We start from the raw sequence: 11,972 nt of genomic DNA, 5'->3' as shown, positions 1-11,972 counted from the left end.
GTCTCGGGTAGGATGTTAACTTTATCCAGAAAAGGCATAGTGGATTGTAGGAAACGATCCATTTCATTGAATATCGGGAGGGGAAGGTATGACGACAACTCAGCTTCGCGCATCACTGGAAGGACTGGATGAATTCATCGACGATCAACTTCAACTATGGAAAGGTGTCGGCACAGCGGTGGCTGTAATCCATAAGGATGAAGTCATCTGGCAAAAAGGCTACGGTTACCGTGATCTGGAGTCCAAACTTGAAGTTACCCCAAATACGCTGTTTGCCATCGGTTCAAGTACCAAAGCCTTTACCGCAGCAACTGCTGCTCTGCTTGTTGATCAGGGGATGCTGGAATGGGATGCACCTGTGAAGACCTATATGAAAGACTTCCGGATGTTCGATCCGGTCGCAACAGAACGTCTCACCATTCGCGACATGTTGTGTCATCGCTCTGGTCTTCCAAGACATGAGTTGGTATGGTACAACTCCCCACGTACAAGAGAAGAACTTGTTCGTACATTACAGTATCTGGAGCCGAATCAAGATTTCCGAAACAAATGGCAGTATCAGAACATGATGTACATGACGGCAGGTTATCTGGTTGGACAATTGAAAGAAAATTCGTGGGAAGAGGTTGTTCAAAAGTCTCTATTTGACCCCCTAGGTATGAACTCAAGTCTATTCTCTGTCGATGAGATGCAGCTTCAGACTGACTATGCCTGTCCTTATATAGAGAAAGATGGTCAGAATATCAGAATTCCTTTTCGAGCTATCGATACCATAGGACCCGCTGGTTCCATTAACAGTAATCTAGTCGATATGATTGCATGGCTTCAGTTCCAATTGCATTCAGGAGAATGGAAAGGAAAATCATTGATCTCTAAGGAACAGATGAAGGTTATGCACAGCCCTCAGATGGCTTTTGATTCACCATTCAACAGCAAAGAGCTGCCTGTGGGTACATATGGTCTGGGCTGGATGATTGAGCCGTATCGTGGACATGCCATGATTCATCATGGTGGGGCTATTGATGGCTTCGCATCACAGGTTGCCTTTTTGCCAGAGGAGCAGATCGGGATCGTAGTATTGAGCAATACCAACGGAAGTGTTATTCCGTATACGGTTGCTTTTCATATCATGGACCGACTGCTTGGATTGGAACCCGTCAATTGGAGTTCCAGAATGAGCAAATTAATGGGAAAAGAACCGGCAGAAACAGAGACTAATCCGGAGAATACTTCGGAATTATCTATTCACCCAGAAACTGCTGTTGAGCAAAATATTGAAGAACCTCAAGTTGCTCCGTTTGATCGTCCTCTCACCGCTTATGCGGGTATTTACACACATCCTGGTTATGGCGAAATGTCCATTCAGGAAACAGCGGACGGGTTGCAGGCAACCTTTAACGCCATCGAAATGCCTATGGAATACACCGGAAAAGATACGTTTTCCGTCGAGTTTGTGTCGTTCGGCTTGAAGATTACGTATACGTTCACCCTGAATGAATCATCAGAAGTTGCTCAATCCATCTCCATTCCTTTGCTGCTTGAGCCAGGCACAAAACCTATTGAATTCATCAGGGTTTCGTAAATGAACACCTGATTCATTCCGTTGTGGTAGTCGTTCTTACCTACCACAACGGAATATACACCGGATAACTCGTATCCTCTTCAGCGGTACCAGGTCTTCTCTTCACCCACAATCGGCGCAGATCAGGCAGACCATGCCCCGCAACATGATAACCACGCAGAGAAGAATGATGGGCATGTTCTTCCTTGAAGCTGTAGGTGGGCAGAAGCAGCGCCTCCTGAATCAATCGATCTTCCAGTCGAATCAATCTATTCAACCGCTCCGCAGGTTCCTTAATCATGACAACGTGTCCACATTCCTGTTCCAGTTCATTTCTCCAGTAATCATTCATCGCAATCAGGAATAACGTGTTCTGGAAGGTATACATCGTCACGAGACTCAGCACGACATGATCATCGAAAACTTCTCCTGTATAGATCAGATCACAATCCCTGAATCCATCTTGATAGACTGCATGGACCGGGTCTCCCGGAATAATGCATATATGTAGACCAATCTGTTCACATCTCTCTGCAAACCAGATCATGTCCGCCTCCATCTTCTCTCCTTCTTCCACCCACAGAGATAACATTTGCCCTTGGTAAGAGCTGCGACGTAATAATGCTGAGACGCGCGCCAGCGAAGACTCCACGGAAAGTACTGGTTTAGCAGAACCATCCGGTTGTTTCCATTGCTGTTTCCACGGCCCCCCTTGATCCGGTCTCTCCTTTAGATGCTGCTTCTGAACTCGTACTCGAATCAGACTATAGGCAGCCTGCGTGTTCGTGCTCCCGAGCGCTTCCGACAACTCATGCGCATTCAATAGCTGTTGAACAGCCCGACGAAAATTCACATCATGCTGCGGCCCTTCCTTTTGCACATTAAACGTCATATACACACCGCCCTGCATCTCATGCTGTACGGCACGAGGTTGTGCATCCGGAAATAAATCATGCTTGATGATGGACTCCGCCTTTGCCGAATGGGGGAGCTGCCACACTTCAACGCGATCCACATAAGCACGGCCTCTGAAATAGGCATTGAACACCTCAAGCACAAGCAGCTTCGAATCATGACGAGTCAAACGATAAGGTCCTGTTCCAATCGGATGAAGCGGGTTCATCTCCACATCTCTAGGCAGAATGGATGCACACATACTGCTCATCAGATCCGGGAACATAAAGTTGGGTGTATTCAACATAAAACGTACAGTCAACTGGTCATAAGCCTCTATGCTCTCAATCGAACCAAACAGCGGCCTGCAAGGGTTACTCCTGTCAGAGATAATGCGATCAAAGGTAAACTTGACGTCCTCTGCATCCAGAATCTTTCCATGATGAAAAGGTATGCCTTTGTGCAGATAAAAGGTCCATTCCCTTCCATCCGCATGACTCTCCCATGCCATAGCCAGACTCGGCTCGCAGACTTGACGTTCAGCATTATAGCGAACCAAACGATCGAACACCTCTGCAATGATGAAAACTTCTCCCCACATCGCCGTCTGCGTTGGGTCGAGAGTCTTAAACGGCGTATTTTGCGGAATCCGTAATGTATCCACTCGCCCTCTGGCCCCTTCGTTTGAACGCAGACCGAATTGATGCTGCATTTGCTGCATCAGATGTTCTCGCATCGTAATTGGTAAAATGGAGGCAAGTTCATAGGCGTCCTCGATCCTGTTCCCATTCAGGAGATGGTCATACCGTTCACGAACCACATGAAGCAGCGGGATGCAAAAGACAAGTATCGATTTTTTGCCTCTACCGCGCTGCGGGTTCCACATGACCCATCCGTTCTCCTTGAATTTGTTCATAATGAGGTTCATATTACGCATGGTACAACATAAATGATCGGCGAGTTCACCTACCGTTGTATGTATTTCTTGTTCATCATGCACATGCAGAAAGTTCAATCGCAATTGAATGTAATGTTCTGATACGTCCATTTATGCCCTCCCTTCTCCTATGTTCTAAATTCTATCTTTTAACTACTTTGCTCCATCTACTAAAATACGAAATCCATTCGGTTACTTCTACAGTTTTTCTTCAGGTTTTCCTCCATTATACTCAGTAACATCAACATGACCAGCGGGAAGGAAGAAGAACAACTTATGAAATACGCCGATTTGCACCCGAACATTAGGATACGGATCATTACTGATTTTTTCACCGATCTGACCCAAAAGTCTATCATTCCATTCATGGCGATCTATCTGAGTGTTCAGATTGGCGCAGGCTTGGCGGGGTTATTGCTGACGGTCAATATTGTGGCTTCCATGATCGTGGGATTGGGCGCAGGACATTGGTCTGACCGGATTGGACGAAAGAAATTAATGGTGATCGCACAAAGTCTCCAGGTCGTGGCTCTACTCTGCTTGGCCATTGCAAACTCGCCGTGGATGGATTCGATCATTGTCACTTGTCTCATGTTTCTGCTCAGCAGTCTCAGTTCAGGGATCACAGTGCCGATAGCTAATGCCATGATTGTTGATGTAAGCAGTGAACATGAACGTCATTATGTATATGGGTTGCAATATTGGACAACCAACGTAGCTGTAACCTTTGGCGCACTGATGGGCGGACTATTTTTCGAGTCATTTCGTTTTCTGTTGTTCAGTCTGGTATGTCTAGAAAGTATGGCTACCCTATTTATTTTGGTCTTTATGATTCAAGAAACAATGGATAAACGCGTATATAATACTACCGGTCAATCCAAGGATTCCGATCCATCCAACAGACTAATGGAAGCCAATGGTCCCATCCAGAGGAACATACTGAAAACGTACTGGGCGGTCTTTCAAGACAAACGTTTCATGATATTTTTCACAGCCACTGTACTTGCGGTCTCCCTGGAATTTCAGTTGGATAAATACATCGCTGTTCGTCTAAAAAATGAATTCACCGCCCAACTGTTCGGCTCAGATATTTCAGGTCTGCATATGTTCAGCCTGATCATGGTCATCAACACCGTACTTGTCGCGTTGGTTGCCATTCCATACTCCAGATGGATCGGTCGCTTCCCGTCCCGATCTATCATGACTTTCGGTATGCTCCTCTATACCGCAGGTTTCACCGTACTTGCTTTCAGCAACTGGGCCTGGTTACTTATCTTATCCGCTATACTGCTGACCATTGGAGAATTGATGTACGCCCCTGTTCGTCAGGTCACGCTCGCGGGTATGATTCCCGATTCGGACCGTGCTGCCTACATGGCTGCTGACGGGTTAAGCTATAACGTAGCTGCCCTCCTCGGAAGTCTCGGGTTAACCATAGGAGCCTTTCTGCCTACCTATGCAATGGCTGGTCTGTATGTACTCATGGGACTTGGAGCGCTCGTCTTTTTCCGAATGTTACTTCGAAAGCCAGAGGAACAGAATGAACATCTGCCGTGTGCAGATGCATCTTGATTTCACTTTTCTGGCACCAAAATAATCATGTAAGGGAGCCCGGCAGGCTCTCTTTTTCATGCCCATTATCATCACTTTAAAGTAAATTATCATAAACATTTTGTATATTATAGTTTACATTTAGACAAATATCATGTACATTAGGTTCATGGAGGTGAGTAAGTGGAAGAATTACACAATCACGTTCGGGAGTTACGAGCCAGAGACCGGCTATCCCAAGCAGAACTGGCCAAACTCATTGGTGCATCCCGTCAAACCATTGCCCTGATTGAGCGTGGAGATTACTCTCCGTCGGTCGTTCTGGCACTAAAAATAGCACATGTATTTCGTGAACCTGTCGAAAAAATCTTTGAATTGAAAGGTGGAGATTAGATTGAAACATTCATCATCCTCATCCATTAAGAAGCGGTTGCGTCTTCCCTTGTATGCAGCAGGTGGCGCTGTAGTTGGTTTTATCGGAGCTAGCGGGGTCCGTAAAGTCCCTTCTGACCTGAACTGGACGCTGTCCGTGTACTATGACTATGATCTTTTATTTATACTACTGGCTGCTGCGGTGGTGATTATGATGTTGTGGAACATATTCAGTCTCTCCCGCACGCCATCTGTTCCTCCGATGGAAGAAGATACTTATGGAGAGTCTGATTCACTAATCTCACCCGCGGAGCGTTCCCTTGGAAAAGCGATGATACTCAGCGGATTCAGTGTTATTGTTGCGTTTACCTGGGCAGCACTGGCCTTGTCCTTGTACGCATCCAACAGAAACATGCCGAATTTCCCAGAACTGTTTAACCTCGTGAATCTCATTGGTGCATGTATCTCCATTTTCCTCGTCGTGATCCTGCAAAGTCTGACTCTCAAAAGATATAACCGTTATTTCCCTGATCGTGCACTGGATCTCAACTCGCGCAATATGAAAAAAGATCACTTCGAGAAACTAGATGAAGGTGAGAAATGGATCGTGTATCGCGCAGCCTATCGTTCTTTCCAAATGATGAACCTGTTGCTCGGTGTCGGCATGTTGTCCATGGTGCTGTATTCGGTTCTATTTACCTTCGCTCCATTCCCAATCGTTATGCTCTCTATTATCTGGATTGCCAACATTGGAATCTATTATCGTGAAACCTATCGTGCGAGTAACCAGTAATACATGGGTAAGTAATCAATTTCATAATACCTTTAGCTGCTTCTATGAAGGCTAGATATAGATCAAAACGGTCTAATTTGTCTATATCTAGTTACAAAACCCCATTTTTAGTGAGTTATGAAATTGATTCGAGTAACTATTTTGTAAATATTTTCATAAAGGAGTGTTTGCATGCATTTATCCAAACGAAACACCCGCTTCAGGTTCACCTCCCTAACTGGAGCCTTTATGGCTGTGGTTCTGTCTCTCAGTCTGTGGGTACCCGCGGTTCAGGCGGAGACCCCGACTCCAGTAGCTGCTGAACAAGGAAAGACGAAAGCGCTGACAACCGAATCGGCTGCAGCTTTTCTGGATTCATTCTTCGATTCACCTGAGGCAAAAGCCCATTATGTCGGAGCCTCCGTTGTGGTTGTGAAGGATGGTAAAGTTCTGGCGGAAAAAGGATACGGCTATGCTGATCAGGAGAACAAAACGCCTATCGATCCAAAAAAAACCGCTTTCCGTGTAGCCTCTGTCTCCAAAACGTTCACATCAGCAGCTGTAATGCAGCTAGTGGAGCAAGGCAAAGTTGATCTGCAAGCTGATTTTCAGACCTATGTGAAAGGGCTCGAATTTGATAATCCTTTTGACAAACCTGTAACTGTAGAGAACCTGCTCACACACACGACCGGATTTGAGATCCGTGATCCACAGCAGGAAGACATCCATACTGATTTCAACAAGTACATAGCGATGGAGGATTACGCACAGCAACATATGCCTCCTGTCGTTCGAGAGCCTGGTAGCGCCTACATGTACGATAACTTCTCGTTTTTGCTGCTCGGCATGATTGTGGAGAATGTAAGTGGCGAGCCCTTTGAATCTTATATGCAACAACATATCTTCAAACCGCTAGGCATGGATAACAGCAGTTTCATGCTGGACGAAAAGTTCCAAAAACAACTAGCTACAGGATATGATGCGACACACAACCCGCTTGATCTGTACACCATCTCTCCAACACCGCTGCCTCAAGGTGGCATGTTGTCTACCGCAGAGGACATTGGGAAGTTCATGATTGCGTTCCTGAATGATGGCGTGAAGGACAACGAGCGGATTCTCAAAGAATCCACAGTGAAAAGTATGGAACAATACCGTTCCTCCATTCATCCACTGTTACCGAACACCACGTATGGATTCGAAGCTGCATTTCAGCTTCCCGGAGCAGGAAGTAGTCCAAAAATTATTACGAAAGCAGGCGACCTGACCGGATTCAGCTCTTATCTCTTCCTTATTCCCGAGCAAAATACAGGCGTCTTCCTGACGTATAATCAGAATGGAGCACTTCGTAATCTGTTCTACCCGGCATTCATTCAAAATTTCTTCCCGCAATATGCAGAGCCTGTGCAGTTCAAGGAATATACGCCGCAATCCGCAGCTGAGCTACAACGCTTTACAGGATTGTACGCTGATCTTCGACTTAGCACGATTGTAAGTTCTCTGAAAGATGCCAGCGATAAGCATGGACAACTGAGTATTAACGATGTATTCCTGGGTCAACGCAACCTGATTCAAGTGGAGGATAATCTCTTCAAGGATGAATTGACTGGTCAATTCACAGCATTCAAAGAATATGCAGATGGCACCACATACATGAAAGAACCTTACCTCAACCCTATGGGTTATGAGAAAAAAGGTCAAAAGCCTATGGGCTTCCGGGATGTTCGTGAGAACAGTCCTTATGCTGAAGCAATCTACGCAATACAATCTCTTGGATATTATGAGAATGATGCTAACAAGTCTTTCCAACCAAAAACAGCTGTAACACGAGCTGAATTTATTGAGAACACGCTTAAACTGAGCGGATTGAAGCCCAGCAAAACAACGCCTCCTGCTGGCACCGACTGGGCAGATCATGCAGCAGCAGGATATATTCAACTCGGATATGAATTGGGTATGATTACTGGCACGGACGAACAACAGTTTAAGCCGGATCAAGTGATTATCCGACAGGAAGCCATGGTCATGATGTGGAGAATTATGCAACTGCAATATCCTAGCGAACTGTTCAATGATGTGAAACTTGCGGGGCACACAGATGCATGGGCTGTGCCAGCCATTCAGATGATGTATACGCTCGGTATCCACGGACCCGAGGTAAAGGTACTGGAGGACGGTTCTGTTGATTTCCTTTCCCGCAAACCTCTGATTCGTCAGGAAGAGGCTGCGATTATGTATGCGCTGCTTACACAACCAACAGATCGAATCGTCGCTGAACTGATGGCAGCTCAACAACCACAAGCAGAACCTGCCGAAGGCGCTGAGCCTGCAGATGAGACATCTGAAACTGCGCCGGTTCCTGTACCAGTGACGGTCCCTTCTGCAACATCAGCACAATAAAAATAAAATATCTTCATACCGATTAGATATATCATGCTCATGATGTATGACAAACAGGCTTGTTCGGAAGGATAATATCCTTTTCGAACGAGCCTGTTTCTTTACTTTTCATCACTTATAAATCTAGCTGTTACGGGTTATATCCGTTCCTATCCGAGCAACGAAGAGACATGACGATTGCCATTACGCTGGTCGTACTTGTCTGCAGCTGCTTGGGCATATCCCGCAAAATAAACCGCCAGTTTACGCAAATCTCCTGGATCTCCTTCATACGGGAAGGACGCAGGGAGACGTAATCGGTATTCTGGGGATTCGTCCGCCCAGCGGCGTAACAATGGTGCCGTTCTGGCGTAGAACAACATCTTGGCAAATGGATCTTCATTATCCATCGCGAACACCAGACTTTCTTCCAGCACATCAATCCCCTTCGCCGGATTGGTGCGTGCAAGATAATCCATCTGCTCAGCAAAGCTTCTCACAAAATCATTTTGACCCTTGATCAACCGGTAGCCCTTTTGTTGATGCTTGTCTGCTTCCGCAGTCCGCCCCAATCGGTAGAGTGGCATCAAGATCTCCGACAACGTAAGATGCGGAATCTCCGCACAGCTCATCCGGCCTTTCAGGATAGGTTTTGCCATTTCAAGCACCTTCTCGTCGTCACCAGTAAGGATGAAATAACGCATCATCTCGTCCTGTTCACAGGCTTCACAGTCACTCATAAAGTCTCGATCCATCGTTCTGAACTTGGCATAACTGCTTCCTGCCTCCTCCAGCTCCCCAAGATCCATGGAGATGCGGAATCGATAATACCAATACGAACGTTCGCTGTAGCCAAATGACTTGAAACGCTGTCCGAAGTCCTCAAGCAGCTCCATCATTTTATCGCGTGACACTTCCGGGAAACTGGATAGTTTGCCTAGAATCCATTTATACGACCACATTAACGTTTCTTCATCATATTCTTCCGGCTGTTGGTCGAACTTGCCCAGTTGCCAGGAAAAAGCAATCAGTGCCTTCATCGGATAACCGCAGAATGTTGCTGTCTCCACAATCTCCGCTCTTGCTTCGTATGCCTCTTCTTCCATGCCGTTCACATCGGCGACTCTTGCCGCTTCCTCCAGCATACCCAGCTTCGCCGGACCATTAGGCAAGCCATAGGCTTCGTCCATCAATTCCTCAAAATCCATCTCTGTTTTCATCAGGCATCCCCCTTACGATCTGTATTCGCACGCAAACCCCAATCAATAAAACGAACGATGCCCTGATTCAGCACTTCCAGCTCCTGCCGGTTCATCGCATAATGCCCCATCATCAATGCATTAACATACAGCATCTCAATGGCAATCGGCGTCATTTGGTCATCCGGTGACGTTAGCACACGCTGAATAATCGGATTGTTCACATTCAGGTACAAGGTTGAATATCCCGCCGAACTGATTCCGGAGGATAAGGAGCCAAGGACGGAAGAGAACAATTCCGTACTCTCTTCACTTGCTTTTTCCAATGCACGCAACGTAGACGATTCCTGCGATAGAGTGAACAACACCGGCAGATCCGATGGCTTGAAACCTTTCACCTCAGCACGACAACGGAAGCGCTGCAGAGCAGAATCGGCCAGTCGCAATGCATCATAATACTGATTACGCTCAGCCGGTGGCACATCCGTGAAGCTCATCGAGACCTGATCCGGCTCTAGCCGTTCCGTGTGTACATTGTGCACAGCCATAGGCAGTGTCGCCATCAACTCGCTGTCATAGATGTAGCCACCGTTAATAACCAGCATCGATTGTGCGGATGCCACATGGTGAATCTGACGGTACTCATCGACAGAGGACGTGAAGTACAACGTCTCTCTTTCATCGATCAGCTCACCCAGCTCTCGGTGACCTCTCGTGCTCTCGAATGGCAACCAGCGATGAATCATCGCGAAGAATGCTTGATCCTGCACAGCCAGTGCCTTCATGGACAAGGCATGCAGGCGAATTAGCTTCTGTAGCCGTTCTGTCTGGCTCTCGGCCATGTCGGCGAGTCCCTTGCGAAGTGCGTCTCCGAGTTCGGAGCGAACTTCCTCCAGCTTTTCATTTTCATAAAAATGTTCCCGTGAAGCCGTCGGTTGAAGCTCATCTGTCCAGATTAGACATTTCACGAAGAAAGCCCACTCTGGCAAAATGTTCTCTGCTTTCTCCGAAATCAGCATTCGCTTCAGGTACACCCGGTGAGAACGCTTCGCATTCAGATTAACTGCGTGTGGCAGTACAAAAGCAATACCTCCTGTACGGCCTGAAGCCGTCGTCAGCGGAATAAAGTCCTGGAACTTCTCCCCAAGCAGACGTTCGCCAAAAGCCAACACCTCTGCTCTGCGTGAACGTGCGAGTGCAGGGTCCATCAGCCAGATCGGCGTCTCGCTATTCACCACATGCTGCACACCGTCATGATGCAGCGTGACCGGATACGGTAATAACGCTCCGTAATAGAACAGGGCCTCTTTCACATAATCCGCTTCAAAGTAGTGAGCCGCGTCTGGTGTGCAGCGCAGATATACTTTGGTGCCCGGGGACAACTGTGTGTCCAACTGCCGAATCGTATAGGTGCCATCCGGCTTGCCCCGCCACTCCATCGAAGGTCCGCCCTTCGCGGATTGCGTCAGCATGACAATTTCATGACTCACCATGAAACAGGATAACAAACCGATTCCGAAACGTCCGATAAACGAAGTCTCTCCATCCAGCAGCGCTTGTTGCCCCCGCTTCGAAGATTGTCCAATCATCGCCAGGAATTCATGGATGTCAGCTTCAGTCAAGCCGATGCCGTTGTCCTCCACCATCATGGTCAGTTGCTCACCTGTTCCTGTCAGTTCAACACGAACTTCACCCTGATATCCTGGCTCCGCCTCCGTTCTTGCGGTAATCGCATCAGTCGCATTCTGCATCAGCTCGCGCAAGAACACTTTCGGACTACTATATAGATGGTTGGATAAAATCTGGATCATACCACTCAGGTTCACTTGAAAACGATATTCATTAGATGCTGTCATGACTCACTCACCTTCCTCTACGTCCAAACACAATATGTACCCATACGATGTATTCATATGGATGTGTTAGACGAATTCATTATGTAATCGTTAAAAACAGACGTTCCCGTGACAGGCACGCCTAAACATCACGTCAAGCCGGCCCTGGATAACCAAGACCGGCGTTAGATGAATATTTCAGACATTCATGAGACGTAAGGTCTTATCTATCATTACCACGTTATGAAGAGCAATGAAACGAATGTTCTACCCTTAAAATAAGGATACATCGTACAGGCCATAGTGAAAACAAACCTTAGACCCGATTTGAAGTGGAATTGAGGGGAAGTGCGCACCCTTCATCCGGGACTATTGACGGAGAGATCCTTCTTTTTTCGCCTTCCATTTGAAGTTTGGTTCTTCTTCGTCTCGTCACCCTATGGAATAGTCGTCAACAACTGGCGGAAAGTCA

General features: G+C 46.9%; 8 protein-coding genes. 5 read left to right on the top strand and 3 right to left on the bottom strand.

The features are described 5' to 3' along the window. The first annotated feature begins 88 nt into the window (after window positions 1–88). Window positions 89–1,582: a serine hydrolase gene (locus tag OM416_RS18560; RefSeq protein ID WP_264931914.1), complete on the top strand. Its 1,494-nt coding sequence runs from the start codon at window positions 89–91 to the stop codon at window positions 1,580–1,582. Between the two features lie 40 nt (window positions 1,583–1,622). Here the strand turns inward: OM416_RS18560 and OM416_RS18555 are convergent, their stop codons facing one another. Next, window positions 1,623–3,503 carry an ABC transporter substrate-binding protein gene (locus OM416_RS18555; RefSeq protein WP_264931913.1) on the bottom strand — a complete coding sequence of 627 codons (1,881 nt, stop codon included), beginning with the start codon at window positions 3,501–3,503 and terminating at the stop codon, window positions 1,623–1,625. Between the two features lie 165 nt (window positions 3,504–3,668). Here OM416_RS18555 and OM416_RS18550 point away from each other — a divergent pair, with 165 nt between their 5' ends. The 4 genes from OM416_RS18550 to OM416_RS18535 all read left to right on the top strand — a co-directional run bounded on the left by OM416_RS18550 (window position 3,669) and on the right by OM416_RS18535 (window position 8,487). Continuing rightward, window positions 3,669–4,964: an MFS transporter gene (locus OM416_RS18550; RefSeq protein ID WP_264931912.1), complete on the top strand. Its 1,296-nt coding sequence runs from the start codon at window positions 3,669–3,671 to the stop codon at window positions 4,962–4,964. A gap of 162 nt (window positions 4,965–5,126) precedes the next feature. Beyond that, window positions 5,127–5,336 (top strand): helix-turn-helix transcriptional regulator, encoded by a 210-nt coding sequence (locus OM416_RS18545; protein ID WP_017690042.1) that lies wholly within the window; start codon window positions 5,127–5,129, stop codon window positions 5,334–5,336. 1 nt (window position 5,337) lies between these two features. Continuing rightward, entirely contained in the window at window positions 5,338–6,108 is a 771-nt protein-coding gene (locus OM416_RS18540; protein WP_264931911.1) for a DUF3169 family protein, read from the top strand. A gap of 171 nt (window positions 6,109–6,279) precedes the next feature. Continuing rightward, complete coding sequence (locus tag OM416_RS18535; protein WP_264931910.1) at window positions 6,280–8,487, top strand: beta-lactamase family protein; 2,208 nt, start codon at window positions 6,280–6,282, stop codon at window positions 8,485–8,487. A gap of 149 nt (window positions 8,488–8,636) precedes the next feature. Here the strand turns inward: OM416_RS18535 and OM416_RS18530 are convergent, their stop codons facing one another. Together OM416_RS18530 and OM416_RS18525 are read right to left on the bottom strand one after the other, a co-directional pair. Continuing rightward, a complete protein-coding gene (locus OM416_RS18530) occupies window positions 8,637–9,686 on the bottom strand; it encodes a hypothetical protein (RefSeq protein WP_264931909.1) in 1,050 nt (349 codons plus the stop codon). After that, a complete protein-coding gene (locus OM416_RS18525; protein WP_264931908.1) occupies window positions 9,686–11,521 on the bottom strand; it encodes an HSP90 family protein in 1,836 nt (611 codons plus the stop codon). The genes OM416_RS18530 and OM416_RS18525 overlap by 1 nt, the downstream gene beginning before the upstream one ends. Window positions 11,522–11,972 lie beyond the last annotated feature (451 nt).

It is taken from the genome of Paenibacillus sp. LS1, from assembly GCF_026013365.1.
Taxonomy (GTDB): Bacteria; Bacillota; Bacilli; order Paenibacillales; family Paenibacillaceae; genus Paenibacillus.
The sequence above is the reverse complement of the archived record's forward strand: the minus strand, read 5'-3'. Positions and strand labels throughout refer to the sequence as shown.

What these genes read in the sequence shown, in the direction of transcription:
- OM416_RS18560 (WP_264931914.1), top strand. Translation starts at nt 89, where the DNA reads ATGACGACAACTCAGCTTCGCGCATCACTGGAAGGACTGGATGAATTC.
- OM416_RS18555 (WP_264931913.1), bottom strand. Translation starts at nt 3,503, where the DNA reads ATGGACGTATCAGAACATTACATTCAATTGCGATTGAACTTTCTGCAT.
- OM416_RS18550 (WP_264931912.1), top strand. Translation starts at nt 3,669, where the DNA reads ATGAAATACGCCGATTTGCACCCGAACATTAGGATACGGATCATTACT.
- OM416_RS18535 (WP_264931910.1), top strand. Translation starts at nt 6,280, where the DNA reads ATGCATTTATCCAAACGAAACACCCGCTTCAGGTTCACCTCCCTAACT.
- OM416_RS18530 (WP_264931909.1), bottom strand. Translation starts at nt 9,686, where the DNA reads ATGAAAACAGAGATGGATTTTGAGGAATTGATGGACGAAGCCTATGGC.
- OM416_RS18525 (WP_264931908.1), bottom strand. Translation starts at nt 11,521, where the DNA reads ATGACAGCATCTAATGAATATCGTTTTCAAGTGAACCTGAGTGGTATG.